The sequence below is a fragment of the Dickeya fangzhongdai genome (assembly GCF_002812485.1).
GTDB classification, from domain to species: domain Bacteria; phylum Pseudomonadota; class Gammaproteobacteria; order Enterobacterales; family Enterobacteriaceae; genus Dickeya; species Dickeya fangzhongdai.
The window spans coordinates 4,665,392-4,691,558 of sequence record NZ_CP025003.1 but is presented as its reverse complement, the minus strand read 5'-3'; the positions used below and the strand labels follow the sequence as shown (position 1 = coordinate 4,691,558).

The 26,167-nt window shown below is 57.8% G+C and carries 21 protein-coding genes and 4 tRNA genes; 22 read left to right on the top strand and 3 right to left on the bottom strand.

The genetic code is table 11. The annotated features are described in order from the left end of the window. Window positions 1-116 precede the first annotated feature (116 nt). Window positions 117-2,141: a DNA helicase Rep gene (gene rep / locus CVE23_RS21050; protein ID WP_100850283.1), complete on the top strand. Its 2,025-nt coding sequence runs from the start codon at window positions 117-119 to the stop codon at window positions 2,139-2,141. 50 nt (window positions 2,142-2,191) lie between these two features. Here the strand turns inward: rep and CVE23_RS21045 are convergent, their stop codons facing one another. The 3 genes from CVE23_RS21045 to rhlB form a co-directional block, all read right to left on the bottom strand. Then, on the bottom strand, window positions 2,192-4,000 hold the full coding sequence (locus CVE23_RS21045; protein WP_038920515.1) for a glycosyl hydrolase family 28 protein: 1,809 nt from the start codon (window positions 3,998-4,000) through the stop codon (window positions 2,192-2,194). A 180-nt stretch (window positions 4,001-4,180) separates the two neighbouring features. Then, complete coding sequence (gene ppx / locus CVE23_RS21040) at window positions 4,181-5,677, bottom strand: exopolyphosphatase (protein ID WP_038921151.1); 1,497 nt, start codon at window positions 5,675-5,677, stop codon at window positions 4,181-4,183. Window positions 5,678-5,684: 7 nt separating this feature from the next. Continuing rightward, window positions 5,685-6,971, bottom strand: coding sequence for an ATP-dependent RNA helicase RhlB (gene rhlB, locus CVE23_RS21035; protein WP_038664636.1), 1,287 nt, complete (start codon window positions 6,969-6,971; stop codon window positions 5,685-5,687). A gap of 119 nt (window positions 6,972-7,090) precedes the next feature. Here rhlB and trxA point away from each other — a divergent pair, with 119 nt between their 5' ends. From trxA to CVE23_RS20930, 21 genes are all read left to right on the top strand, one after another. Further along, window positions 7,091-7,417: a thioredoxin TrxA gene (trxA, locus tag CVE23_RS21030; RefSeq protein ID WP_013319859.1), complete on the top strand. Its 327-nt coding sequence runs from the start codon at window positions 7,091-7,093 to the stop codon at window positions 7,415-7,417. Window positions 7,418-7,837: 420 nt separating this feature from the next. Then, on the top strand, window positions 7,838-9,097 hold the full coding sequence (gene rho / locus CVE23_RS21025) for a transcription termination factor Rho (protein ID WP_012886501.1): 1,260 nt from the start codon (window positions 7,838-7,840) through the stop codon (window positions 9,095-9,097). Window positions 9,098-9,321: 224 nt separating this feature from the next. Beyond that, entirely contained in the window at window positions 9,322-10,395 is a 1,074-nt protein-coding gene (wecA, locus tag CVE23_RS21020) for a UDP-N-acetylglucosamine--undecaprenyl-phosphate N-acetylglucosaminephosphotransferase (RefSeq protein WP_167389582.1), read from the top strand. A 50-nt stretch (window positions 10,396-10,445) separates the two neighbouring features. Continuing rightward, complete coding sequence (gene wzzE, locus CVE23_RS21015) at window positions 10,446-11,480, top strand: ECA polysaccharide chain length modulation protein (RefSeq protein ID WP_100850281.1); 1,035 nt, start codon at window positions 10,446-10,448, stop codon at window positions 11,478-11,480. A gap of 97 nt (window positions 11,481-11,577) precedes the next feature. Next, window positions 11,578-12,708 carry a non-hydrolyzing UDP-N-acetylglucosamine 2-epimerase gene (gene wecB / locus CVE23_RS21010; RefSeq protein WP_100850280.1) on the top strand — a complete coding sequence of 377 codons (1,131 nt, stop codon included), beginning with the start codon at window positions 11,578-11,580 and terminating at the stop codon, window positions 12,706-12,708. Then, on the top strand, window positions 12,705-13,970 hold the full coding sequence (gene wecC / locus CVE23_RS21005) for a UDP-N-acetyl-D-mannosamine dehydrogenase (protein WP_038920511.1): 1,266 nt from the start codon (window positions 12,705-12,707) through the stop codon (window positions 13,968-13,970). Before wecB ends, wecC begins: the two co-directional genes overlap by 4 nt. Before the next feature lie 47 nt (window positions 13,971-14,017). Continuing rightward, the gene (rffC, locus tag CVE23_RS21000) at window positions 14,018-14,722 is read left to right on the top strand and encodes a dTDP-4-amino-4,6-dideoxy-D-galactose acyltransferase (RefSeq protein ID WP_038664656.1); all 705 of its coding nucleotides are present in this window, start codon (window positions 14,018-14,020) and stop codon (window positions 14,720-14,722) included. Between the two features lie 49 nt (window positions 14,723-14,771). Continuing rightward, window positions 14,772-15,902: a dTDP-4-amino-4,6-dideoxygalactose transaminase gene (gene rffA, locus CVE23_RS20995; protein ID WP_100850279.1), complete on the top strand. Its 1,131-nt coding sequence runs from the start codon at window positions 14,772-14,774 to the stop codon at window positions 15,900-15,902. Next, on the top strand, window positions 15,902-17,152 hold the full coding sequence (gene wzxE, locus CVE23_RS20990; protein ID WP_100850278.1) for a lipid III flippase WzxE: 1,251 nt from the start codon (window positions 15,902-15,904) through the stop codon (window positions 17,150-17,152). The genes rffA and wzxE overlap by 1 nt, the downstream gene beginning before the upstream one ends. Further along, window positions 17,149-18,234 (top strand): TDP-N-acetylfucosamine:lipid II N-acetylfucosaminyltransferase, encoded by a 1,086-nt coding sequence (locus CVE23_RS20985; RefSeq protein WP_100850277.1) that lies wholly within the window; start codon window positions 17,149-17,151, stop codon window positions 18,232-18,234. Before wzxE ends, CVE23_RS20985 begins: the two co-directional genes overlap by 4 nt. After that, window positions 18,227-19,567, top strand: coding sequence for an ECA oligosaccharide polymerase (gene wzyE / locus CVE23_RS20980; protein ID WP_100850276.1), 1,341 nt, complete (start codon window positions 18,227-18,229; stop codon window positions 19,565-19,567). The genes CVE23_RS20985 and wzyE overlap by 8 nt, the downstream gene beginning before the upstream one ends. Beyond that, window positions 19,564-20,316, top strand: coding sequence for a lipopolysaccharide N-acetylmannosaminouronosyltransferase (gene wecG / locus CVE23_RS20975; protein ID WP_100850275.1), 753 nt, complete (start codon window positions 19,564-19,566; stop codon window positions 20,314-20,316). Before wzyE ends, wecG begins: the two co-directional genes overlap by 4 nt. A 308-nt stretch (window positions 20,317-20,624) precedes the next feature. Further along, window positions 20,625-22,019 carry a bifunctional threonine/serine APC transporter ThrP gene (gene thrP / locus CVE23_RS20970; protein ID WP_038920503.1) on the top strand — a complete coding sequence of 465 codons (1,395 nt, stop codon included), beginning with the start codon at window positions 20,625-20,627 and terminating at the stop codon, window positions 22,017-22,019. Between the two features lie 146 nt (window positions 22,020-22,165). After that, window positions 22,166-22,242: transfer RNA gene (locus CVE23_RS20965), tRNA-Arg, on the top strand. 82 nt (window positions 22,243-22,324) lie between these two features. Next, window positions 22,325-22,400: transfer RNA gene (locus tag CVE23_RS20960), tRNA-His, on the top strand. 20 nt (window positions 22,401-22,420) lie between these two features. After that, window positions 22,421-22,506: transfer RNA gene (locus CVE23_RS20955), tRNA-Leu, on the top strand. Between the two features lie 40 nt (window positions 22,507-22,546). Then, window positions 22,547-22,623, top strand: a tRNA-Pro gene (locus tag CVE23_RS20950). Window positions 22,624-22,765: 142 nt separating this feature from the next. Continuing rightward, entirely contained in the window at window positions 22,766-23,101 is a 336-nt protein-coding gene (locus CVE23_RS20945) for a nuclear transport factor 2 family protein (protein ID WP_100850274.1), read from the top strand. Window positions 23,102-23,458: 357 nt separating this feature from the next. Continuing rightward, entirely contained in the window at window positions 23,459-24,823 is a 1,365-nt protein-coding gene (gene purB, locus CVE23_RS20940; RefSeq protein WP_038920501.1) for an adenylosuccinate lyase, read from the top strand. Window positions 24,824-24,834: 11 nt separating this feature from the next. Beyond that, entirely contained in the window at window positions 24,835-25,359 is a 525-nt protein-coding gene (locus CVE23_RS20935) for a GNAT family N-acetyltransferase (RefSeq protein ID WP_100850273.1), read from the top strand. A gap of 13 nt (window positions 25,360-25,372) precedes the next feature. Beyond that, window positions 25,373-26,152, top strand: coding sequence for an amino acid ABC transporter substrate-binding protein (locus CVE23_RS20930; RefSeq protein ID WP_038920498.1), 780 nt, complete (start codon window positions 25,373-25,375; stop codon window positions 26,150-26,152). Window positions 26,153-26,167 lie beyond the last annotated feature (15 nt).

Genomic DNA, 26,167 nt, shown 5'->3' with positions numbered 1-26,167 from the left:
GGAAATGCGGGGCGCGTTCAGAAGCGGGTTAACGGATCTCGCCCCGGCCCTGACTTTTGCTACAATCCTCTTCTGTTATCATCCCCTTTCCGTTTGAACGTCGAGCACCAAACACCATGCGCATGAATCCCAGCCAACAACACGCCGTTGAATTTGTGACCGGTCCCTGTCTGGTACTGGCCGGGGCGGGATCCGGCAAGACCCGGGTGATTACCCAGAAAATCGCGCACCTGATCCGCGGCTGCGGTTATCAGGCGCGCCATATCGCCGCGGTGACCTTTACCAACAAGGCCGCGCGGGAGATGAAGGAGCGTGTGGCGCAGACGTTGGGGCGTCAGGAAACCCGTGGTCTGCTGATCGCCACCTTTCATACGCTGGGGTTGGAGATCATCAAGCGCGAATACGCTGCGCTGGGCATGAAGTCCAACTTTTCGCTGTTTGACGATCAGGATCAGATGGCGCTGCTGAAAGAACTGACCGAGCTATGGTTGCAGAATGACAAAGATTTGCTGCAACAGCTGGTGTCCGCCCTGTCCAACTGGAAAAACGACCTGATTGACCCGGCACAGGCGGCGGCACTGGCGCGCTCGGAACGGGACCGGTTGTTCGCGCATTGCTACCGCCTGTATGACGAGCATCTGCGCGCCTGCAACGTGCTGGACTTTGATGACCTGATCCTGTTGCCGACGTTGCTGCTCAAACGTAATGAAGAGGTGCGTGAACGCTGGCAGAACCGCCTGCGCTATCTGCTGGTGGACGAATATCAGGACACCAACACCAGTCAGTACGAACTGGTGAAGCTGCTGGTGGGCAGTCGGGCGCGTTTTACCGTGGTGGGCGATGACGATCAGTCTATTTACTCCTGGCGCGGCGCCCGCCCGCAGAACCTGTCGCTGTTGCAGCAGGATTTCCCACAGTTGCAGGTCATCAAGCTGGAGCAGAATTACCGTTCGTCCGGCCGTATTCTCAAGGCCGCCAATATTCTGATCGCCAACAACCCGCACGTATTCGAAAAGCGGCTTTACTCCGAACTGGGTTATGGCGAAGAGCTGAAAATCATCACCGCCAATAACGAAGACCATGAAGCCGAGCGGGTGGTGGGGGAACTGATTGCCCATCACTTCATCCGGAAAACCCAGTACGGCGACTACGCTATTCTCTATCGCGGCAACCATCAGTCACGATTGTTCGAAAAAGTGCTGATGCAAAACCGCATTCCTTATCGCATTTCCGGCGGTACGTCGTTTTTCTCCCGGCCGGAAATCAAGGATTTGCTGGCTTATTTACGCGTGCTGACCAACCCGGAAGACGACAGCGCGTTTCTGCGCATCGTGAATACGCCGAAGCGCGAAATCGGCCCGGCGACGCTACAGAAGTTGGGCGAATGGGCCAATCAGCGTAATCGCAGCCTGTTTAACGCCAGCTTCGACATGGGGTTGAGCCAGACCCTGAGCGGGCGCGGGCTGGAGTCATTGCAGCGTTTCACTCAGTGGATAGGCGAGATAGCCCGGCTGGCGGAACAGGAGCCGGTGAAGGCGGTGCGCGATCTGATCCACGGTCTGGATTACGAAAGCTGGTTATACGAAACCTCGCCGAGCCCGAAAGCGGCGGAAATGCGCATGAAAAACGTCAATACGCTGTTTACCTGGATGACGGAAATGCTGGAAGGCAGCGACCTTGACGAACCGATGACGCTGACTCAGGTGGTGACCCGGTTTACCCTGCGCGACATGATGGAACGCAACGAAGCCGAGGAAGAGCTGGATCAGGTGCAATTGATGACGCTGCACGCCTCCAAGGGGCTGGAGTTTCCGTATGTGTATCTGGTGGGGATGGAAGAAGGGCTGCTGCCGCATCAGACCAGCATCGACGAGGACAATGTCGACGAGGAACGGCGTCTGGCTTACGTGGGCATTACCCGCGCGCAGAAAGAACTGACTTTCACCCTGTGCCGCGAGCGGCGGCAGTACGGTGAGTTGATTCGCCCGGAGCCGAGCCGTTTTCTGCTGGAGTTGCCGCAGGACGATGTGATGTGGGAAACCGAACGTAAGGTCGCCAGCCCGCAGGAGCGGATGCAGAAAGGGCAGACCCATCTGGCTAACCTACGCGCCCAGTTGGCGAAAGCCAGAGACAAAGAGTGAAGAAGGAAAATACGCCGGGCCTGGCGGCCCGGCGTAAGGATCGCTACCGGTTAGGGCGTAACGATTTTGCCATCCACGGTGACATTCTTCACCGTGCCGAATTTCCACGGTGAAGAGCCGCTGCGCAGATTACTGAACGTCAGGTTGTTGAACTGGCTGTCGCTCAGATCGCTTATCGCGGTGGGCATCACGCCGCTGAGTTTTATATTGCTGAACGCAAACTGGCTGTGCCAGATGCCTTTGCTGCTGTCACCGGTGATTTCGATAGCCGGGCTCTTGCCGGTGCTGTCCTGCACGGTGACGTTTTTGACGGTGAAGTCATAGAAACGGGCAGGCACTTTAGCCGGTGTATAGTCGATGGTGCCGTTGCTGTCCGTGTAGCTTAAGGTCACGATCACTGCCTGTTTAGCCAGATTTTTTATCGCGCTGTTGCGGAATACGATGCCATGCGCGCCGCCGCCGATGGCAGGGGCGCTTTTGGCGCGCAGGCCGACGTCGTTCTGGCTTATCACGTTGTTTTCCGCCAGCACGTCGACGATACCCGCGCCGGTATGGCTGCCTAATACCACCGCGCCGTGACCGTGGCGGAAGTAGTTATTGAACAGCCAGGCATTCTGGACCGGTTCCTGATTTTGGGCCGATTGCCCCATGCCGGCGGCAAAATTGATGCTGTCGTCCCCGGTATCGAACACGCTGTTGAACACCATGATGTTCTGGCTGTTGCCGAATTCGACGCCGTCGCCGTTGTTGGCGTCAAAGGTTTGATGAATCACGCCGTTTTCAACCACATTCTGGTTTTCCAGGAACATGATGCCGTGGTTGGCCGGATTGCGGATGGTAACGTCGGCGACATAGACATTCTGCACGCCGCGCAGGGTGATTAGGCTGGAGCGGCGCTGGCTGTAGGCGGTTTTGGTGTCCATGCCATTGGCGACGGCGGCCGCCACCTGGTTTTTCGCCAGAATGCCGTCTTTACTGACTTTGCTATTATCACTCTTCACGTACTGCGGCAGGCTGTTACCCAGTTCATCTTTGGCGTCAGCGCTACGTTTCCAGCCGTTACCGTCGATGATGCCTTTGCCGACGATACGGATGTTTTTAAACGTCCCGATGGCGGAGCTGGTTTTATCAATGGCGTTGATCAACGAGGCCGGGCGCATCTGAGACGAATAGCTGTAAATCTTGTAGGCGTCAGGGTAATCCGCCGCATTGTCGGAGCCGAGCAATGTCGCACCCTGTAACAGATTCAGCGTCATGTCGCTTTTCAGCCACAGTGCGCCAGTCTTGAATACCCCCGCCGGGACGTCAATGCGGCAGCCGACCTGGCAGGCGTCAATGGCTTTCTGGATGGCGTTGGTATTGAGCGTGGAGCCGTCGCCTTTGGCGCCATACTGGGTGATGTTGATCACCTGCGGTGCAGCCGTCGTGGTGACGGTAACAGCGTTGCTGTCGGCTGACGTCGTGCCATCGGCATAGACCGCCCGAACAGTAAACTGGTAGTCGGTCTTGGCTTTCAGACCGTCGATTTTGGCGTTTTGCACGACAATTCGGTGGTGAAAATTGCTGGTGTCATTTTTGTAAAACGCGCTGATGTATGGTTTGGCCGGTGAGTTCTTGTCATTATTCTGGCTGGCGAGCCCGACAAGTTGACCGTTCTGATAAATCTGGTAATCGGTGATGGCGGACGTGTCTTCCGGCGCGTCCCAGACCAGCGCTACGCTATGGTCGTCATAAGACAGCGTGGGGATCTGGAGTTTTTGCGGCGCCTGCGCCGTTGCCGCCAGCGCAGATGTACTCATTAGACATGCCGCTACCATTGATGCCAGAACAGAGCGACGTGAAAATGTGATGGCTTCCATCCTTGTTCCTTAGTTCTCTTTTAAATTGATAAATGTGTTTTATCCGGACGAGATACGGTTTCTTTTCGAAACGGCGTTTTATAAAAATACATGTCGTATTTCTTTTTTCCCCGGAAGCGATCACAGATTAATCAGGAGACAAGAAGGAAAGGGGTAACCAATTGTTACCCCTTTTTGCCGTCAGATGGCGTGTTCTTCGATGATGAGCGGCCAGTGAACATAGCTCTGCCACAGGCTTTCCTGCGACAGGGTTTCGGTTCTCAGAGGATGTTGGTCGAGCCAGCCGGCGGGCAGAATGACGCGCAGACTTTCCCCTTCCACCCGCAGCCTGACTGCCGGCAGCGTGTCGTCGCGGCGGCGGCTGGCGAAGATAATCGCCAGACGCAGCAGGCGGCAAAGCCGTTGCGCCAGATTGACCGGCAGGGCGTTTTGTTGGGTCAGCGGGATGGGGTCGATAGTGTTGCTTTGGTTTTGCAGGAGTGTCGCCAGTAACTTTTTCTGGGCGGGCGTGAAGCCGGGAAGATCGCTGTTGCGGACCAGATAGGCCGCATGCAGCGGCGCCTGACGAAAATCGACGCTCAGGCCGATTTCATGGATCAGACAGGCGCTGCCCAGTAACTCCCGACATCGGCCATCCAACTGCCAGTCGCGCGCCACCTGTTGCAGAAAGTTGTCCGCCAGCAGCCTGACCCGCTGGGCCTGCTCGCTATCCAGCAGATAGCGGCGTTGCAGGTTGTGCAGCGTGCGGTGACGAATGTCCTGCTCAATCGGCAGATGCAGCATGCCGTAGACCAGCCCTTCCCGCAGCGCGCCGCCCGCCAGCGTCATGGAGTCGATCTCCAGTTCCTGAAAGACAGCCAGCAGAATCGACAGGCCGCTGGGAAACACCAGCGCCCGCTCCAGCGTCAGCCCTTCGATTTCCAGCTCTTCCAGCTTGCTGCACTGAATCGCGCGTTGTTGCAGTTGGCGCAGTTTACCGAGAGTGATGTATTCATCCATCCCCTGCGCCACCATGATTTCCTGCAGCGCCTGCACCGTGCCGGATGCGCCGACGCAAATCTGCCAGCCTTGCTGGCGCAAGATATCCTTCACCGGGCGCAGCATTTCGCGGGCGGCCTGTTCGGCCCGATCAAAATGCGCCTGAGTCAGATCGCGGTCGGTAAAATAGCGTTCCAGCCAGGTGACGCAACCCATCGGCAGGCTGAACAATTGGGTATGGTGGGCGCCGGTGCCGGTCGCCAGCTCGGTGCTGCCGCCGCCGATATCCACCACCAGCCGTTGCTCCGGCCCGCCGGTGGTATGGGCGACGCCCTGATAGATGAGCCGTGCTTCTTCTTCGCCGCTGATGACCTGGATCGGCAAGCCCAGAATGTGTCGGGCCCGTTCAAGGAATTCGTCAGCGTTGGTCGCCAGCCTTAGCGTGGCCGTTGCGACGACGCGTACCTGCTGCGGCGGAATGTCCTGCAATCGTTCGGAGAACAGCGCCAGACATTGCCAGCCGCGCTGCATCGCTTCCGGCGAAAGGCGGTTGCTGGCATCCAGCCCGGCCGCCAGCCGGACTTTACGCTTGATGCGCGCCAGCGTCTGTACGCTGCCGGCTACTTCACGCACGACCAGCATGTGAAAGCTGTTAGACCCTAAATCGATCGCGGCATAAAGAGAAGAAGAGCTCGGCATCAGCAACTTAACCCGGTCGTTTACGGTTGTTACGGGGCGCGCCGCTACGGCGAGGCGCGCCAGGGCGACGCGGGCCGCCGGCGGAACGCGGGCGACTCAGTCGCTTCGGCTCCGGCAGTTCGGTCAACAGGGCCTCACTGCGGTATTTGCTCACCGGGATACGGTGACCGATATAGTCTTCAATGGCCGGCAAATTCAGTGCGTACTCTTCACAAGCCAGGCTGATGGAGCAACCGCTGGCGCCGGCGCGACCGGTACGGCCGATACGGTGTACGTAATCTTCGCAATCGTCGGGCAGGTCGTAGTTGAATACGTGGGTTACGGACGGAATATGCAGACCCCGCGCCGCCACATCGGTCGCCACCAGAATGTCCAGGGTGCCCTGGGTGAAATCTTCCAGAATGCGCAGCCGTTTTTTCTGCGCCACATCGCCGGTCAGCAGGCCGACGCGATGACCGTCTGCGGCCAGATGGCCCCAGATATCTTCACAGCGGTGCTTGGTGTTGGCGAAGATGATGCAGCGATCCGGCCACTCTTCCTCGATAAGCGTTTGCAGCAGACGCATCTTCTCTTCATTGGAAGGGTAGAACAGTTCTTCCTTGATGCGATGACCGGTTTTCTGCTCCGGTTCCACTTCGACGTATTCGGCGTTGTTCATCTGTTCGAACGCCAGTTCACGCACGCGGTAAGATAAGGTGGCGGAGAACAGCATGTTCAGGCGCTGATTGGCCGGCGGCATACGACGGAACAGCCAGCGGATGTCTTTGATAAAGCCGAGATCGTACATGCGATCGGCTTCGTCCAGCACCACCACCTGAATGGCGCCCATATTAACGTGGTTCTGCTTGGTGTAATCGATTAAACGACCGGTGGTGCCGATCAGAATATCGACGCCGTCTTCCAGCACTTTCAGCTGTTTATCGTAGCCGTCGCCACCGTACGCCAGCCCCAGCCGCAGACCGGTCGCCTTCGCCAGCGCTTCGGCATCGGTATGGATCTGCACCGCCAGCTCACGGGTCGGCGCCATGATCAGGGCGCGAGGTTGATTGGTCTGACGTTCGGCAGGAGCGGGGTGGGTCAGCAAATAATGAAATGTAGACGCCAGAAACGCCAGCGTCTTGCCTGTTCCTGTTTGCGCCTGGCCCGCCACGTCACGCCCTGACAGCGTCAGCGGCAACGCCAGCGCCTGAATGGGCGTACAGTTATGAAAGCCTTTATTTTCAAGAGCTTCAATAACCTGCGGATGCAGTGCGAAGTCGGAAAACTTCTGTTCGGTTAAGTGTGTTTTGCTCATAGCGTGGTAGAATATCAGTTAACTATTGCTTTACGAAAGCGTATCCAGTGAAATAAAGTCAACCTAATAGTTGGTTAATGCTACACCAACTGGGTAGAGATAATCCTGCGGAGTAAAACATGAGCGATAAAATTATTCATCTGACAGACGACAGCTTCGAGACGGACGTATTGCAGTCTGAACATGTGACACTGGTTGATTTCTGGGCTGACTGGTGTGGTCCCTGTAAAATGATTGCTCCGATTCTGGATGAGATCGCCGACGAGTTCGACGGTAAGCTGACGGTCGCCAAGCTCAACATTGATGAAAACCCGGCGACTGCGCCGAAATACGGCATCCGCGGTATCCCGACTCTGCTGCTGTTCAAGAATGGCGAAGTCGCCGCCACCAAAGTGGGCGCGCTGTCAAAAGGCCAGTTGAAAGAGTTCCTGAACGCCAATCTGTAATCTGTCACACACTCTAGTTCCCGGGCGACGGCGGGTGATGAGATTTTCTCATTCTGACCGCTGGACGCCCACCGGGAAGCGTGCTAGATTCGTCAATACTGCATATCGTACTTACCTTATAGTTTGAGCCCTTAGGCTTGAGCCTGAAGTTAGAATCTAAAGCTTTATCCCGTGTCAGGGTCGGAAATCATTACGTTACAGCGCGTTAGTATGTCTCCGGGCCGGCAATCTGATAGTTTTACATTAATTAGTTTTAAGGTGTCTTCGATCTCTTGCCGTGTGTATGCGTAGAGTCAGCGCGATTCAGCCTGAGCAACACGGATGTCTGGTGATTGAAGGCTGTTAAGCGGCATGGATGTTCCTGCCATACCATTCACGTTAATAGTTCGAGATTTACCCCGAGTTTAAGAACCCACCATTATGAATCTTACCGAATTAAAAAATACGCCAGTGTCTGAGTTAATTACTCTTGGCGAAAATATGGGGCTAGAGAATCTGGCTCGCATGCGTAAACAGGATATTATTTTCGCTATCCTCAAGCAGCACGCGAAAAGTGGTGAAGACATCTTTGGCGATGGCGTGCTGGAAATATTGCAGGATGGTTTTGGTTTCCTCCGCTCCGCAGACAGCTCCTACCTTGCCGGCCCTGATGACATCTACGTTTCTCCCAGCCAAATCCGACGCTTCAACCTCCGCACTGGCGACACCATTTCCGGTAAGATTCGTCCTCCGAAAGAAGGTGAACGCTATTTCGCGCTGCTGAAGGTCAACGAAGTCAACTACGACAAGCCGGAAAACGCCCGCAGCAAAATCCTGTTTGAAAACCTGACGCCGCTGCACGCTAATTCGCGTCTGCGTATGGAGCGCGGCAACGGTTCCACCGAAGACCTGACGGCTCGCGTACTGGATCTGGCCTCGCCGATCGGTCGTGGTCAGCGTGGTTTGATCGTGGCGCCGCCGAAAGCCGGTAAGACCATGCTGCTGCAGAACATCGCCCAGAGCATCGCTTACAACCACCCTGACTGCGTGCTGATGGTGCTGCTGATTGACGAACGTCCGGAAGAAGTGACGGAAATGCAGCGTCTGGTGAAAGGGGAAGTGGTGGCGTCGACTTTCGACGAACCGGCCTCCCGTCACGTTCAGGTCGCCGAAATGGTGATCGAGAAAGCCAAGCGCCTGGTCGAGCACAAGAAAGACGTGATTATCCTGCTGGATTCCATCACCCGTCTGGCGCGTGCTTACAACACTGTGGTGCCGGCTTCCGGCAAGGTGCTGACCGGTGGTGTCGACGCCAACGCCCTGCACCGTCCGAAACGCTTCTTCGGCGCGGCCCGTAACGTTGAGGAAGGCGGTAGCCTGACGATCATCGCCACGGCCTTGATCGATACCGGTTCGAAGATGGACGAAGTGATTTACGAAGAGTTCAAGGGCACCGGCAACATGGAACTGCACCTGTCTCGTAAGATTGCCGAGAAGCGCGTGTTCCCGGCCATCGACTACAACCGCTCCGGTACCCGTAAGGAAGAGCTGTTGACCACCTCCGAGGAACTGCAGAAAATGTGGATCCTGCGTAAGATCATCCACCCGATGGGCGAGATCGATGCGATGGAGTTCCTGATCAACAAGCTGGCGATGACCAAAACCAACGACGAATTCTTCGATATGATGAAACGGTCGTAACCGGTTGAGTCTCTAAAGAAAACGCCACGACATCGTGGCGTTTTTTGTTTCTGTTTGGTGCGTTGTACCCTGCGCTTTTGACCTTCGGCGGCGCCGGGAGCCGGACAACATCATGTTTTGTTACCCGAACGCGCAGGAACTTTCTGAAAAATTTGGTAAATTAACACCGGCTGGTGTGATTCCCGGTAGTATTCTCAGGCACTGTTAAGCGTGAATAAATCATGATGAGTGCTCAATTAGTCGCCGTATTTTTGTGCTCGTTCTTCTCTCTGTTGCTGGCGCGCAACGTGGCGAGAAAAACCGGTCTGGTTGACCGGCCAAACTATCGCAAACATCATCATGGCGCGGTGCCGCTGGTTGGCGGTATTTCTGTTTACATTGGCATCTGCCTGTTGCCTGTTCTCATTTCCGAATCGATTCCCCATTTCCCGATCTACCTGATGTGTTCGGGTATGCTGGTGCTGATTGGCGCGCTGGATGATCGCTTTGATATCAGCATTGGCGTGCGGGCGTCGGTACAGGCGGTCGTGGCTATCCTGATGATGGCGCTGGCCGGCCTCATGCTACAGCGTCTGGGGTTTATCTTCGGGCCGCTCTGGGATATCGGGCTGGGACCGATGCGTTATCTCATGACGCTGTTTGTGGTGTGGACGGCCATCAATGCTTTTAACATGGTGGACGGCATTGATGGTTTGCTGGGCGGGCTGTCCTGCGTGCTGTTCGCCGGATTAGGCATCCTGCTGTATCACCACGGTAGTCTGGCGCTGGCATTGTGGAGTTTCGCCATGATCGCCGCCGTCTTGCCGTACATCCTGTTGAATCTTGAGCTTATGGGGCGGCGTTATAAAGTCTTCATGGGGGATGCGGGCAGCACTATGATCGGCTTTACGGCGATTTGGTTACTGTTGCAAAGCTCCCAGGGCATGGATAGCGCCATCAGGCCGGTGGCGGCGCTGTGGGTTATCGCTATTCCGCTGATGGATATGGTGGCGATCGTCTATCGTCGGCTGCATAAAGGCACTGGCCTGTTCTCGCCGGATCGCCAGCATATCCATCATCTGCTCATGCGGGCAGGGTTGACTTCCCGCCAGGCTTGTCTGCTGATTACACTGGTCGCCGCGCTGCTGGCGGCGATAGGGATAGCCGGCGAATTTCTGGCGGTGCCCGAGTACGTAATGCTGGCGCTGTTCTTGCTGGTGTTCAGCGGTTACGGCTATTGCATCAAACGAGCGTGGCGGGTGGCGCGTGTTGTCCGGCGCATTCGGCGTTATTGGCGCAGCCATCGTTATTGTGGGTAAACCAAGTTGTGGGTAAATCGAATTGTGAATAAACCGAATCAGGGAGCGCAATGAAACGGGAAACCTCCCCTCAGTCGTCGTCGCCGGATAATGAACTGGATATTCGCCAGCTCTGCCTGGCGCTGTGGCAAGGCAAGATCTGGATTGTCGGTTCGGCGGCGCTGTTTGCTCTGCTGGCGCTGATTTATTCCTGGCTGGTGCAGCCGGTATGGCGCACCACCGCGGTGACCGATAAACCAACGGCCGCTATGCTGTCGACGTTCTTCGACCAGCAACAGTGGTTGCGCTCGCTGGATGCGCCGACGACGACGGTACCGGACGGCAACGCCATCATGGCCGATGCCTATGGCGAATTCACGATGCAGGCCGCCGCCTACGATACCCGGCGTGAATTCTGGTTGCAGTCCCCTTATTACCGCGAGCGTCAGAAAGGCGATGAAAAGGCGGATGCCGTGCTGCTGGACGCGTTGATCAACGATATTCAGTTTATGCCGCGCGATGACGCCAAAAAAACCAACGATACCCTCAAATTGGGCGCGGATAATGCGCGAGACGCCAGCAATCTGCTGCGGCAATACGTGCAGTTCGCCAACCAGCGGGCCGTTAATCATCTGAATCAGAGTCTGGCCGGAAGCTGGGCGGCGCGCATCCGGTTTGAACGGGCCTGGCTGCAACGCGAGGATACGGTGGCGCGAGCCGCCTATGACCGGACAGTACAGCGTTTGACGCAGGCGCTCGTTATTGCGCGCCAGCAAGGGATCGTACAGCCGAAAAGCGAGGCGTCGCTGTCGCTGCCTGATTCGGAATGGTTTTTACAGGGCAGCGCGCAGTTGCAGGCGCGTTTGGACATGCTGAAGGCCAGCGGGCCGACGTTCGACGTCGATTATGAGCCGCGGCGCGCGGCGCTGTCGATGCTTGAGAACGGGCCTGCGCTGGCGGACCGGTTTCAGACTTACCGCTATTTGCATACGCCGGAAGAGCCGGTTCAGCGCGACAGCCCGCGCCGCGGTTTTCTGCTGCTGATGTGGGGCAGCATCGGTCTGTTGGCCGGCGCCGGGGCGGCGCTGGCGCGGCGTTCCCGCTAAGTGGTCGATGACGGTGAATATTGTATTGATATGAATAAGTTTTTTACCGTGGCGGTAAACCGGAATAAAGAGAGTCATCAGTGAAAGAGAGTCATTAGTGAAAGTCTTGACGGTTTTTGGCACTCGCCCTGAAGCGATAAAAATGGCGCCGGTGATACGGGCGATGGCTCAGGATGCTTTCTTTGAATCCAAAGTCTGTGTGACGGCGCAGCACCGTGACATGCTTGATCAGGTGCTACGTCTGTTTGAGATTGTGCCGGACTACGATCTCAATGTTATGCAGCCGGATCAGGGGCTGGTGGAGATTTCCGCCCGTATCCTCTCTGGATTGGGGCCGGTGCTGACCCAGTTTCGGCCGGACCTGATGCTGGTGCACGGCGATACCACCACGACCCTGATGACCAGTCTGGCGGCGTTCTATCATCGTATTCCGGTAGCGCATGTCGAAGCCGGTCTGCGTACCGGTAATCTGACGGCGCCCTGGCCGGAGGAAGCGAATCGCCTGCTGACCGGCCGTCTGGCGACCTACCATTTTGCGCCGACGATCAATGCGCGGCAGAATCTGCGGCGGGAGCAGGTCCCGCCGTCCCGTATCTGGGTGACGGGCAATTCGGTGATTGACGCATTATTCTGGGTTCGTGATCTGATCGCCCGCGATGCGGTATTGCATGGGCAGTTGCAGGAAAAATACGCCTTTCTGGATCAGGAGCGAAAAATGATTCTGGTCACCAGTCATCGGCGGGAAAGCTTTGGCGACGGGATGGAGCGAATTTGTAACGCGTTGGCGGCGCTTGCCCGCCATCATCCGGATATTCAGATTGTTTATCCGGTACACCGCAATCCCAACGTACTGGAGCCGGTTCAGCGTATTCTCAGCGGCATTGATAACGTGTTTCTGATAACGCCGCAGGACTATCTGCCCTTCGTCTATCTGATGAACCGCGCCTGGCTGATCCTGACGGACTCGGGGGGGATTCAGGAAGAAGCGCCTTCGCTTGGAAAACCGGTGCTGGTGATGCGGGAGACGACCGAAAGGCCGGAAGCGCTGGCCGCCGGTACCGTGCGGCTGGTGGGAACCGATACCGCAACGATTATCCGCGAAGTCTCGCAACTGCTGGCGGATGCTTCCGTTTATCAGGCCATGAGCTATGCGCATAACCCTTATGGCGATGGGTTAGCCAGCCAGCGAATTCTCTCCGTTTTGAAACAACACCGGGTGACCGCATGAGTTTTAATCGCATCTGTGTGCTGGGTCTGGGGTATATCGGCCTGCCGACCGCTACGCTTTTGGCCTCGCGGCAACAGTCTGTTTTTGGTGTGGATGTGAACCCGCACGTGGTGGAGAGCATCAACCGGGGCCATACTCATATTGCGGAGCCGGGATTGGCGCAGGCGGTGCAGGCGGCGGTGGCGCAAGGGTATTTGCAGGCCGGCAGCCATCCGGTGTCGGCGGAGGCCTTCCTTATCGCGGTGCCGACCCCGTTAAAGGCGGACCATCAGCCTGACGTCTCGTTGGTGGAAGCCGCCGCCCTGTCGCTGGCGCCGGTGCTGAAACCGGGGGATCTGGTCATTCTGGAGTCGACGTCGCCGGTCGGCGCCACGGAGCAGATGGCGGACTGGCTGGCGCAGGCGCGGCCGGATCTGAGCTTCCCCCAGCAGGCCGGCGAGGCGTCGGATATCCGCATTGCCTATTGTCCGGAGCGGGTATTGCCCGGCCGCATCATGGAAGAACTGCTCAGCCAGGATCGGGTGATCGGCGGGATGACGCCGCGTTGCGCGGCGCGGGCAAGCGAGCTGTATCGCCTCTTCCTGCTGGACGGCGAGTGTACGATGACGGACTCGCGAACCGCTGAAATGTGCAAATTGACGGAAAACAGCTTTAGGGACGTGAATATCGCGTTCGCCAATGAATTGTCGCTGATTTGCGCCGAGCAGCAAATCGATGTGTGGGCGCTGATTCGTCTGGCTAATCGCCATCCACGCGTCAATATTTTGCAACCGGGGCCGGGCGTGGGCGGTCACTGCATCGCGGTCGACCCCTGGTTTATCGTATCGCAGCACCCGCAGCAGGCGCGTCTGATTCGTACCGCCCGCGAGGTGAATGACGCCAAGCCCCGCTGGGTGGTGGAGCAGGTGAAAATTATGGTGGCGGATGCGCTGGCGCAGGGCAATAAACGGGCCTGCGATTTGCGCATCGCCTGTCTGGGGCTGGCGTTCAAGCCCGATGTGGAAGACCTTCGCGAGAGTCCGGCGCTGGCGATCGCCGGGCAGGTGGCTGAATGGCATGCCGGGACGACCTGGGTGGTCGAGCCTCATATTCGTCAGTTACCGCCCGGTTTGCAGGGAAAGGCCGAGCAGGTGGAGATTACGCGGGCGTTGAGCGACGCGGATGTCCTGGTGTTGCTGGTAGACCACCAGCAGTTCAGGGCGATTGCCCCTGAACAGGTGACGCAACGCTGGGTGGTGGACACCAAAGGCGTCTGGCGGTGAAGGCGGCGTGGCGACGGCTGTGGATTCTGCGTTAACCGGAGTGACCTATGCCTGTTTGTGCTGAGATTGAACCTCTGGTCTGGGAAAGCGATTTTTTTCAGCGTATTAGCGGACGGTTGAGTTTCCAGGATACCGCACCGCCGTTAACCATTGCCGATCTGGATCGCTATGAGTTATGCCAGGCCAAGCTGGCGGCCAGCGATCTGGCGACGGCGGATGCGTTGTCGGCGCTGGGGTTTCGGCTGGCGGAAGGCGAGGTGGATTTCAGTATGCCGGTCGTACCTGCCGCCCGGGCCATGTTCGCCGTTGGCGTGCGTGAGGCGGAGACGGGGGATATTGCGGCGCTGCGCGCGGCGGCGACAAAAAGTTTTGTACTGAGCCGGTTTCGGGCGCCGTGGTATGGCCCGGACGATTGCGGCCGTTTCTATGCGCGGTGGGTGGAAAAAGCGGTGTATGGCACCTTTGACGACGCCTGTCTGGTGATGGGCGGTCAGGGCGCGCCGTTGCAGGGGTTCGTGACGTTACGCCAGACTTCGCCCAGCACCGCGCGTATCGGCGTGTTGTCCGCCTGGCCGGGCATGACCGGGCAAGGGATTGGTCAGCGGCTGATGCAGGTGGCGCGGGTCTGGTGTCAGCAGCGCGGCATTCGCCGGCTGACGGTGGCGACCCAGACCAGCAATCTGGCGGCATTACGGCTCTACCTGCGCAGCGGCGCACGGGTGGAGAGCACCGCCTACTGGTTTTATCGATAATGGTTCTATCGATGATGGTTCTACCGATAATGTTTCTGCAGGTGACGACATGATTCCTTTTAACTCGCCGCCGGTGGTGGGATCAGAACTGGAGTATATGCAGGCCGCGATGCGCAGCGGCAAGCTCAGCGGCGACGGCGCGTTTACCCGTCGCTGTCAGCAGTGGCTGGAACATTATTCGGGCAGTTGCAAGGTATTGCTGACGCCTTCCTGCACCGCGTCGCTGGAAATGGCGGCGCTGTTGCTGAACATCCAGCCCGGCGACGAAGTCATCATGCCGAGTTACACCTTTGTCTCCACCGCCAACGCCTTCGTACTGCGCGGCGCCACCATCGTGTTTGTCGACATCCGACCGGATACCCTCAATCTTGACGAAAACCTTATCGAAGCCGCGATTACCAAGAAGACTCGCGCCATTGTGGTGGTGCATTACGCCGGGGTGGGCTGCGATATGAACGCCGTCATGGCGCTGGCGCAGCAATACGGGCTGTTTGTGGTGGAAGATGCGGCGCAGGGGATGATGTCGCGCTATCAGGACCGGCCGCTGGGCGCAATCGGCCATATCGGTTGTTTCAGTTTCCACGAAACCAAGAATTACACCGCGGGCGGCGAAGGCGGCGCTACGCTGATCAACGCCCCTGAACTGGCGGAGAGGGCCGAGATTATCCGCGAGAAAGGCACCAACCGCAGCCAGTTCTTTCGCGGTCAGGCGGATAAGTACACCTGGCGCGACATCGGCTCCAGTTATCTGATGGCGGATATTCAGGCGGCTTACCTGTGGGGACAACTGGAAGCGGCGCAGCGCATTCATGACCGGCGCCTGAAATTATGGCAACACTATGCGCGCGCGTTCGCGCCGCTGGCGGCGGCAGGCCGGGTGACGTTGCCGGTGATTCCGGCGGACTGCCGCCATAACGGCCACCTGTTTTTCCTGCGCCTGCGGGATGAGGCGGAGCGTTCAGCGTTTATCAGCCATATGAAAGAAGCGGAGATCCTGACGGTGTTCCACTATATTCCTTTGCATTCCAGCCCGGCCGGCCGGCAATGTGGCCGTTTTGTCGGCGAAGACCGTCACACCACGCGGGAAAGCGAGCGGTTGGTACGCCTGCCGCTGTTCTACAACCTGTCTGACCTTAACCAGCGTACCGTAATCAATTCGGCGCTGAGTTTCTTTTCCTGATGTCGTTGGCGCGTGCATCGTTATGGACGGCTGCGTCCACGCTGGTCAAAATCGGCGCGGGGCTGGCGGTCATCAAACTGCTGGCGGTGACGTTCGGCCCGGAAGGCGTCGGGCTGGCCGGTAACTACCGCCAGTTGATCACCGTGCTGGGCGTGATGGCCGGCGCGGGCATCGCCAACGGCGTTACCCGGGCGGTGGCCGCCGCGCCGCCGGATGCCGACCGTCCCAGTCCGTTGCTGGGGACGGCGGTATCGCTGTCGATGGGTTGCTCGCTGTTGCTGACGCTGGCGTTGTGGCTGCTGGCTGCGCCGCTGTCGCGCCTGCTGTTTGGCGATGACGCCTACCAGCCTGCAATTCGTGCGCTGGCCTGGCTGCAACTGGGCCTCGCGGGCGCCAGCCTGCTGCTGGCGATCCTGAAAGGTTATCAGGATGCGCGGGGCAACGCGCTGGCCGTCATGGCAGGCAGTCTGCTGGGGGCCGTGGCGTATGGCGTCAGCGTTTGGTTTGGGGCGTATACCGGCGCGCTGGTGGGATTGGCGCTGATGCCGGCGCTGGCGTGCGTGCCCGCGCTGGTGCTGTTGTTCCGGCGAACGCCATTAGGTTTGCGAGCGCTCACACCTGACTGGTCATGGCCGCTGGCCGGTCAGTTAACCCGCTTCAGTCTGATGACGTTGATCACCGCCGTAACGCTGCCGGTGGGCTACGTGATGATGCGAAACCAACTGGCGACCCATTACACCTGGCAGGAGGTGGGCGTGTGGCAGGGGGTTACCACCATTTCCGATGCCTGGCTGCAGTTCATTACCGCGTCATTCACGGTTTATTTACTGCCTGCGCTGGCGCGTTTGCAGGATAAACGTGCGATCCGGCATGAGATTCTCAGCGCGTTGCGGTTTGTGTTGCCGGTGGCTGCCGCGGCGGGCGTGGCTATCTGGCTGTTGCGCGATGTGGCGATTCACTTACTGTTTTCCAGCGCGTTTTCGGCCATGCGTGACCTGTTTGCATGGCAGCTGGCAGGTGATGTATTGAAAGTGGGCGCTTACGTTTTTGGTTATCTGGTGGTCGCCAGAGCCTCGCTGCGGTTCTATTTGCTGGCTGAACTCGGCCAGTTCCTGCTGCTGACCGGGTTTGCCCGTTGGCTGATTCCATTGCATGGCGCGCTGGGCGCGTCGCAGGCGTATCTGGCAACCTATGCGGTCTATTTTCTGTTGTGTTGCGGCGTTTTCATTCTGTACTGCAGGCGAGCATGACCACACTGATTCATGTCCTGGGGGCGGATATTCCCCACCATAACCAGACGGTGCTGCGTTTCTTTAACGATACGCTGGCGCCGGCGCTGCCGCCGCATCAGGTACGGCGGTTCATGGTTGTTGCGGCGGCCGATCTCTTTGAGCAAACCTATCCGGCGTTGCAGATAGCGCGTTTTGCTGACCAGAAAGCGCTGGCGCGCGCCGTGGTGGCGCTGGCGCGTGAGGATCGGTCGGCTCGTTTCTTTTTTCACGGCCAGTTTAACCCCTGGCTGTGGCTGGCGTTGCTGTGCGGCGGTATCCGCACGGCTCAGGCTTACTGGCACATCTGGGGGGCCGATTTGTATGAAGAAGCCCGCGGCTGGCGCTGGCGCTGGTTTTACCGGCTGCGGCGACTGGCGCAGCGGCGGGTTGCCCAGGTATTCGCCACCCGCGGCGATATCGACTATTTCCGGCGGCGTTACCCGGCCGCGGCGACGTCGCTGCTTTATTTCCCCACCCGTATGAGCCCGTACGCGGCGAGCCCGCATGAAAAAGCGCCGGACGCGTCGCTGACCATTCTGGTCGGCAACTCCGGCGATCGCAGCAACCGCCATCTGGCGGCGCTTGACGCCATTCATCGTCAGTTTGGCGCGCAGGTGCGGGTGATCGTGCCGATGGGCTATCCGGCTGGCAACCATGATTACATTGAGCAGGTGGCGCGGCACGGGCTGGCGTTGTTCGGAGCTGAGCGCTGCCGGGTCTTGCGCGAGTCACTGGCGTTCGACGATTATCTGGCGTTGTTACGCGCCTGCGATCTCGGCTACTTCCTGTTTCACCGCCAGCAGGGGATTGGCACGCTGTGTTTGTTGATTCAACTGGGCGTGCCGTTCGTTATCAGTCGCCATAACCCGTTCCGACAGGATTTGGCGGAACAGCGCCTGCCGGTGTTGCTTAGCGAGGAGGCGCTGAACGAGGCGATGGTGCGCGACGCATGCGAGCAACTGGCGCGAATAGATACCCGGCAGGTAGCGTTCTTCAGCCCCGGTTATGAACAAGGGTGGCGGCAGGCGTTGTCACTGGCGGCGGGAGACGGCGATGACTGAGTGGGCGTTTTTCGGTTTGTGGCTGGTCTGGCTGGGCGGCGGCGGCGTGGTGCTGTGGCTGAGCGGGCGTGAGTTCCGCCGGTGGCGTTTCAACTTCAATGTGCTGTTTTCCTTGCTGTATCTGCTGACGTTCTATTTCGGCTTTCCGTTGACCGCCTTACTGACATTTCGCTTCGGGGTGGAGACGGCCTCGCCGCTGAATCTGCTGCTGGCGCTGCTGTCCGCCACGGCGTTTTACGTCATTTATTATGTCAGTTATAAAACCCGGCTGCGGTCTGCACCGGCTGCACCGCGCTCGTTGCCGTTGACCATGACGCGGCTGGAAGCGCTTCTCACCTGTGGGTTGCTGGCGCTGGTGGCGCTGGTGACCGCTGCGGTATTCTTCGCCAACAACGGCCTGCTGCTGTTCAAACTCAGTTCCTATAGCCAGATTTTCTCTCGCGACGTCGCCGGCGTCGCCCTGAAGCGCTTCTTCTATTTCTTTATTCCCGCCATGCTGATGTGGTATTTCCTGCACCAGACCCGGCGCGCCTGGCTGATTTTCTTGCTGACGACCGTCGCGTTTGGCGGGCTGGCCTACCTGCTGGTGGGCGGCACCCGCGCCAATATCATCATCGCTTTCGCTCTGTTTCTGTTTATTGGCCTACAACGCGGTTGGATCGCCTGGTGGATGCTGGCGGCGGCAGGCGGTGGCGGTATCGTGGCGATGTTCTGGCTGGCGCTCAAGCGCTACGGTCTGGACGTCAAGGGCGAAGAGGCGTTCTACACCTTTTTGTACCTGACGCGGGATACCTTTTCGCCGTGGGAAAATCTGGCCATGCTATGGCAACATCTCGACCAGATCACGCTACAGGGACTGGCGCCCATCGTGCGGGATTTTTATGTCTTTATTCCCGCCTGGCTGTGGCCGGAGCGACCAGCGCTGGTACTGAACAGCGCCAACTATTTCACCTGGGAAGTATTGAATTATCATGCCGGGCTGGCGATATCGCCGACCTTGCTCGGTTCGCTATTGATTATGGGCGGGCCGCTGTTGATTCCGGCTGGCGCGATTGCGGTCGGGTTGCTCATCAAGGGGTTTGACGGCCTTTACCGCTACGGGCGGCAGGCGGAAAACCGCTATCTGTCCGCCGTGTTGCAGGCGTTCTGCTTTGGCACGGTTTTTAACCTGATCGTGCTGGTGCGTGAAGGGCTGGATGCGTTTGTCTCGCGGGTGGTGTTTTTCTGTCTGGTTTTCGCTGCCTGCCTGCTGGCGGCCAAATTGTTGTACTGGCTGCTGTTGCGCGCCGGCGCGGTTGCCGTTCGCGCGCCATCACAAGGAGAAACGGAATGAATGATGCACGGCCGCAGTACCCTATTCCGCAGTACCGTATTCGCGGCATCCCGGTGCAGGGTTTTCGGGATATGGAGCAGTGTGTGTCGGCGCTGTTTGCAGGCGGCTCGCCGCATCCGGGAACGTTGATTGCCATCAATGCCGAAAAGGTGATGGCCGCCGATCGCGATGCAACGCTGCGTGAACTGATGTTGCAGGAGGGTAACTGCAACTATGCCGATGGCATCAGCGTGGTGTGTTCCATTCGCCGCAAATATCCGGGCGCCCAGGTGGAGCGTATCGCCGGCGCCGATCTGTGGGAGGCGCTGATGCAGCGCGCCGGGCAGTTGGGAACGCCGGTGTTTCTGCTTGGCGGCAAGCCGTCGGTGCTGGCGGAGACCGAACGCAAGCTGCGTGAACAGTGGCAGGTCAATATTGTGGGCACGCAGGACGGTTACTTTACGCCGGAACAGCGTCAGGCGGTATTAGAGCGCGTGCGCGACAGCGGCGCGCAACTGGTGACGGCGGCGTTGGGGTCGCCGCGGCAGGAATTATTGATGCGCGATTGCCGTCGGCTGTATCCCGCCGCGTTCTACATGGGCGTGGGCGGCACGTACGATGTGTTTACCGGACAGGTCAAACGCGCTCCGCCGGCGTGGCGGCGCTACGGGGTGGAGTGGTTGTACCGCTTGCTGACGCAGCCCAGCCGTTTTCGCCGCCAGTTCAAACTGTTGCGCTACCTGGCCTGGCATTTCGGCGGCAGACTCTAGGCGCGTTTCAATGCGGCATCACCCCGCATGGCGGCGGCCCGGCCCGCGCTTGCTGCTCGTCAGACCACTTTTTTTACGGCTTTATCGTTGTGATCAAGGTCTGTCTGCGCTGTTTATTTCATCATGTCCAGGTACAGGAAGGGTAGGAATCCGGTTTGCATTGCGGTATCTTCTCGGCCGTTTTTCCGGTCGGGGAGCGGTAATGCTTTGCCGGGAGAGAGCCGGTATACCTATGTGAAGCATGGCGGGTATAAAACAATAACGCTTTGATACCGGCGTAAAAAGGATCTATTGAAGACAGAGGTTATATGGCAAATACAGAAAAACAGGACAAGCTCCACCGTGGGCTGGAAGCGCGACATATCGAGCTTATCGCGCTGGGCGGCACCATCGGCGTGGGCTTGTTCATGGGGGCGGCCAGCGCCCTGAAGTGGGCTGGGCCGTCCGTGCTGCTGGCTTATATCGTGGCTGGCATTTTTGTGTTCTTCATCATGCGGTCGATGGGGGAAATGCTGTTTTTGGAGCCGGTGACCGGTTCGTTCGCGGTTTACGCCCACAATTACCTGAGTCCGTTCTTCGGCTATCTCACGGCGTGGGGTTACTGGTTCATGTGGATGGCGGTCGGCATTTCGGAAATTACCGCCATCGGCGTGTATGTGCAGTACTGGTTCCCGACCTTGCCGCAGTGGATTCCGGCGATCGGCGCGGTTGCGCTGGTGGCGGCGGCCAATCTGGCGGCGGTACGGCTGTATGGTGAAATCGAGTTCTGGTTCTCGATGATCAAGATCACCACCATTGTGGTGATGATTGTGGTGGGCGTCGGCATCATTTTCTTCGGCATCGGCAACCACGGTCAGTCCACCGGTTTTGTTAACCTGACCGAGCACGGCGGTTTCCTGGCCGGCGGCTGGAAAGGACTGCTGTTTGCGCTCTGTCTGGTCGTGGCCTCCTATCAGGGGGTGGAGCTGGTCGGCATTACCGCCGGTGAAGCCCGTAATCCGCAGGTGACGCTGAAACGGGCAATCAACAATATCCTGTGGCGTATCCTGATTTTCTATGTCGGCGCCATTTTCGTCATTGTGACCATTTTCCCGTGGAATGAGATCGGTACGTCCGGTAGCCCGTTCGTGCTGACTTTCGCCAAAATCGGCATTACCGCCGCGGCGGGCATCATCAACTTCGTGGTGCTGACGGCGGCGCTGTCGGGTTGCAACAGCGGCATGTACAGCTGCGGGCGTATGCTCTATTCGCTGGCCAACAACCGCCAGTTGCCAGCGGCGCTGGGACGGGTGACGGCGGGCGGCGTGCCGGCTGTTGGGGTGACGGTGTCCATCCTGTGTCTGGTGGCCGGCTCGGCGCTGAATTACATTATCCCCAATCCGGAGAAAGTGTTCGTGTACGTGTACAGCGCCAGCGTGCTGCCGGGTATGATTCCCTGGTTTGTGGTGCTGATAAGCCAGCTGCGTTTCCGTCAGCAGCATCAGGCGGCGCTCGCCAGCCATCCGTTTAAGTCGATCCTGTTCCCGTGGGTGAACTACCTGACGATGGCGTTTCTGGTCTGCGTGCTGGTCGGGATGTACATCAACGAAGACACGCGCATGTCGCTGGTGGTCGGCGGTATTTTCCTGGCTGCGGTCAGCCTGTTTTACGTTGCGCTGGGGCTAGGTAAAAAACAGCCGGAAATGCAAACGGAAACCGAGTAATCGCGGCTAGCTGCGGGTGGTGACGGCGGATTGAACCGGGTTTTGACCGCAAATGAGCAAAGCATAAGCAAACGCATCATTTCTGTGAAAAAGCACTGGACAGGCCTATATTAAATCCGTACTATCCCCACCCGCAACGGCGCTACGCGCCCGTAGCTCAGCTGGATAGAGCGCTGCCCTCCGGAGGCAGAGGTCTCAGGTTCGAATCCTGTCGGGCGCGCCATTAAATTGGGCGCGGGAGCTGCGGAGGTACTTATTACCCCGTAAATTGAGTACCGGAATACGTAGTAAAGCAGTGGTATATGGTGGCTATAGCTCAGTTGGTAGAGCCCTGGATTGTGATTCCAGTTGTCGTGGGTTCGAGTCCCATTAGCCACCCCAAATTTTAAAGTTTGTGATATGCGAAGGTGGCGGAATTGGTAGACGCGCTAGCTTCAGGTGTTAGTGTCCTTCGGACGTGAGGGTTCAAGTCCCTCTCTTCGCACCACACAAACAATGATAGTTGTGTACGTGTTCTAAATCGGGATCGGCGAGTAGCGCAGCTTGGTAGCGCAACTGGTTTGGGACCAGTGGGTCGGAGGTTCGAATCCTCTCTCGCCGACCATCCTATTCTTAAGAAGCGGCAGTCCAAATGGACTGCCGTTTTTTTATGGCTTTTCCCGCCTGATTTGCTTTCTACACCCGACTGGTGTATCTCCTTAATTGAATTTTTATTCGTTTTATTTGCATTTAAATGGAGATTTAATATGTCGGTCATCGATCCGGTTGAAAAACAGTTTGCCGCCTACAACGCCCACGATCTGGACGCCTTTGCCGCCTGTTTCCATGAGGATTTCCGGGCTTACCGCATGCCATCCGAAACACCGTCCATGCTGGGCAAAGCCGCGCTGGAAACCTTCTATCGCGACCATCGGTTCAATAACCCGGCGTTGCGTGCCGAACTGCTATCCCGCACGGTGTTGGGCAACCATGTTTTTGATCATGAAAAGATTTACGGCATTGAACCCGAACCGATCGAAAGTATTGCGGTGTTTGAAGTCAAAGACGGATTGATTACGACGGCATGGTTCTATTTTGCGTAATTATGCGAATACGGCGATGGTTGCCGCGTATAAACAAAGAACAGACCGCTGAGGCGGTCTTTTTTACCGTAGCCATCCGCCGGAACCACGGCCCTATACCGTGCCGTATGCGAGTGACGCAGTTTGTACATCTGCATTGGGTACAAGACAGCCTAAATAGTAACCCGACAGAAATTAGAAGGATTGCATCGTTTCGGATGAAGTAATTGTGAGCGAAATCATAAAACAATAAAGAATATCTTAGATCGATCGGGTATATAGGCGGGAATATCGCCAGTGATATAGTCGCCAACAAACAACAGCGTCGTCTTGACCCGCCTCTCTTTCCCCCATTATTACAATGTAAACGAGTGAGTTATGGCATCACATCTGATTGATTTTCTTCTTATTGGAAATAACTTTGGCACACCAGAAATGCGCGCCGTATGGTCAGAGCAGAATCGCCTGACCCGCCAGGTTGACGTGGAAATCGCGTTGGCGCTGGCAGAAGGCGATCTGGGTGTCATCCCGCAGGACGCGGCCAGCACCATTGCTTCCCACGCCAACGCCAGCGCACTGAATATTGAAGAGATCGCCCAGGATGCGGTGCGCATGAAGCATTCCCTGATGCCGACCATCGCCGCCATCCAGAAACAGTGCGGCGAAGCCGGCGAATACATCCATTACGGCGTAACCACGCAGGATGTGGTGGATACCGCTACGGTATTGCAGCTGCGTCAGGCATTCGACATTGTGGTGCGCGACACCCGTCTGGTGGCTATCGAACTGAAACGACTGGCGAAGAAACACCAGCATACGCTGATGACCGGTCGTACCCACGGCATGCAGGCGTTGCCGACCACCTTTGGTTTCAAGCTGGCGGTATGGCTGGACGAGTTTGTGCGCCACCTGCAACGCCTGAATGAAATCCGCGATCGGGTGTTGGTAGGCAACATCAACGGCGCCATCGGTACCTACGCCTCTTTTGGCGAGCTGGGGCCGGAAATCGAACGCCACACCCTGACCCGTCTGGGTCTGAATACCCCGAATATCGGCTGGCAGTCCGCCCGTGACCGTTTCTCGGAATACGCGTCGGTGGCGGTGCTGATCAGCGGTACGCTCGGTAAGATCGGCAACGAGCTGTACAACCTGATGCGTACCGAAATCAACGAAATCGAAGAACCGTTCTCCGAAGGGAAGATCGGTTCCACCACCATGCCGCACAAGCGCAATCCGGCCGCGCTGGAAGGGCTGGCCAGCCTGACGGCGCCGCTGTTCAAGAGCGCCGCTCTGATCCATGAATCGATGAAAGTCGAACACGAGCGTGACGCCATGAGCTGGCGTGCGGAGTGGATCGCGTTGCCGGAAATCAACATCTATCTGTCGGCGCAGTTGCAGAACGCGCTTGGCATCCTGCGCGGTATGTCGGTGAACGAAAAGCAGATGCGCGCCAATCTTGATTTGCAAAACGGCCTGTTGCTGTCGGAAAAGGTGATGTTTGAAATCGGCAAGCTGCTCGGCAAGCAGACGGCCCATCACCTGGTGTACGAGTGCTCAATGGCGGCATTTGAGCAGAACCGCGAGTTCAAAGCGCTGCTGCTGGAGCATCCGGTTCTGTCGCAGCACCTGACGGCGGATGCGCTGGATGCCTGGCTGGATCCGGCGAACTATGTCGGCAGCGCGCCGCAGAAAGTCGATGAGGTTATCCGGTACGCGGATGGCACCGGCCTGCTGGCCGAGTGACGGGAGACGCCATGAGTACCGTATTTCGTCAGGCTACGTCTGCGGACGATGAAGCGTTTCTGGCGCTGGCGCTGGCCGCTTATGCGCCGGTGCGTGAGCTGGGCATCAAGTTTGACGCCGCCTACGCCGATATCGACATGGTGCGCCGTCATCTGCGCAGCAACGGCGTGTATGTGATGGAGAAAGACGGGCGTCTGGCCGCGTCGGTCACCATTCGTTATCCGTGGGGGCCGAATCCCGGTCCGTACGGGTTGCCGCACATCGGTTGGTTCGCCACTCATCCGGACTTCAAACAACAGGGACTGGGCAAACAGATGCTGGACTGGCTGGAGCAGGCGGTGCTGCAAGAGCAGTTAAAAGCGCCCGCCGTGACGCTGGGCACCGCCAAACAGCATCCCTGGTTGCTGGATATGTACCGAAAATATGGCTTTCAGGAAGTCGGCCAGGCGGATTTAGGGAAAGGACACCTCACGATTTACATGCGAAAAGTCCTGGATCAGGACCTTTATCATCACTGGGAAAAGAAACACCCCTAAGAGGCGTTATTCGATGACTATGAAAAAAATTATCCTCCCTGTATTAGCTTTGTCTGCGGTCATTCTGGCGGCAGGTTGCGATTCTCAGAACAGCGGTGAGAAGGTGCTGCGCATCGGCGCCACCGGGCAGAGCTACCCGAGTTCGTTCAAACAGGACAACAAGCTGGTCGGGTTTGATGTGGAAGTAGCGGAAACCATCGCCAAGGATCTGAATTATAAGGTTGAATGGGTGACGGCGGATTTCAGCGGCCTGATGGGGCAACTGGAAGCCAGCAAGCTGGACACCATCGCCAACGTGGTGGCGATTACCCCGGCGCGCCAGGAGAAGTACAGCTTCTCCCAGCCATACAGCTACTACGGCAGCCAGATCGTCACGCATAAAGACAACGCCAACATCAATACGCTGGATGACCTGAAAGGCAAAACCGTGGCGGGCGTGTTGGGTTCCAACCACGTCAACAACCTGAAAAAAGCCTTTGCCGACGGCAGCGTCAACATTCGTACCTATGAAACCCGCGATGGCGCCATGAGCGATGCGCTGGCCAAACGCGTTGAAGGCTACATCAACTCCCGCCCGATCCTGCTGGCGGAAATCAACAAGCGCAACCTGCCGTTCAAGCTGGTGGGTGAGCCGCTGGTGGTGGAGCAGGTTGGGTTCCCGTTCCATAAAGATCAGAAAGGCGACGAACTGCGTAAGAAGTTTGATGACGAACTGAACAAAATGCGCAGTGATGGCCGACTGAAAGCCCTGTCCGTCAAATATTTCGGCGAGGACATTACGGCGGGTAAATAACCCTGCCTGCTCGCT

Coding starts and splice junctions, on each gene's coding strand:
- rep (WP_100850283.1), top strand. CDS start 117: ATGCGCATGAATCCCAGCCAACAACACGCCGTTGAATTTGTGACCGGT.
- CVE23_RS21045 (WP_038920515.1), bottom strand. CDS start 4,000: ATGGAAGCCATCACATTTTCACGTCGCTCTGTTCTGGCATCAATGGTA.
- ppx (WP_038921151.1), bottom strand. CDS start 5,677: ATGCCGAGCTCTTCTTCTCTTTATGCCGCGATCGATTTAGGGTCTAAC.
- rhlB (WP_038664636.1), bottom strand. CDS start 6,971: ATGAGCAAAACACACTTAACCGAACAGAAGTTTTCCGACTTCGCACTG.
- trxA (WP_013319859.1), top strand. CDS start 7,091: ATGAGCGATAAAATTATTCATCTGACAGACGACAGCTTCGAGACGGAC.
- rho (WP_012886501.1), top strand. CDS start 7,838: ATGAATCTTACCGAATTAAAAAATACGCCAGTGTCTGAGTTAATTACT.
- wecA (WP_167389582.1), top strand. CDS start 9,322: ATGAGTGCTCAATTAGTCGCCGTATTTTTGTGCTCGTTCTTCTCTCTG.
- wzzE (WP_100850281.1), top strand. CDS start 10,446: ATGAAACGGGAAACCTCCCCTCAGTCGTCGTCGCCGGATAATGAACTG.
- wecC (WP_038920511.1), top strand. CDS start 12,705: ATGAGTTTTAATCGCATCTGTGTGCTGGGTCTGGGGTATATCGGCCTG.
- rffC (WP_038664656.1), top strand. CDS start 14,018: ATGCCTGTTTGTGCTGAGATTGAACCTCTGGTCTGGGAAAGCGATTTT.
- rffA (WP_100850279.1), top strand. CDS start 14,772: ATGATTCCTTTTAACTCGCCGCCGGTGGTGGGATCAGAACTGGAGTAT.
- wzxE (WP_100850278.1), top strand. CDS start 15,902: ATGTCGTTGGCGCGTGCATCGTTATGGACGGCTGCGTCCACGCTGGTC.
- CVE23_RS20985 (WP_100850277.1), top strand. CDS start 17,149: ATGACCACACTGATTCATGTCCTGGGGGCGGATATTCCCCACCATAAC.
- wzyE (WP_100850276.1), top strand. CDS start 18,227: ATGACTGAGTGGGCGTTTTTCGGTTTGTGGCTGGTCTGGCTGGGCGGC.
- wecG (WP_100850275.1), top strand. CDS start 19,564: ATGAATGATGCACGGCCGCAGTACCCTATTCCGCAGTACCGTATTCGC.
- thrP (WP_038920503.1), top strand. CDS start 20,625: ATGGCAAATACAGAAAAACAGGACAAGCTCCACCGTGGGCTGGAAGCG.
- CVE23_RS20945 (WP_100850274.1), top strand. CDS start 22,766: ATGTCGGTCATCGATCCGGTTGAAAAACAGTTTGCCGCCTACAACGCC.
- purB (WP_038920501.1), top strand. CDS start 23,459: ATGGCATCACATCTGATTGATTTTCTTCTTATTGGAAATAACTTTGGC.
- CVE23_RS20935 (WP_100850273.1), top strand. CDS start 24,835: ATGAGTACCGTATTTCGTCAGGCTACGTCTGCGGACGATGAAGCGTTT.
- CVE23_RS20930 (WP_038920498.1), top strand. CDS start 25,373: ATGACTATGAAAAAAATTATCCTCCCTGTATTAGCTTTGTCTGCGGTC.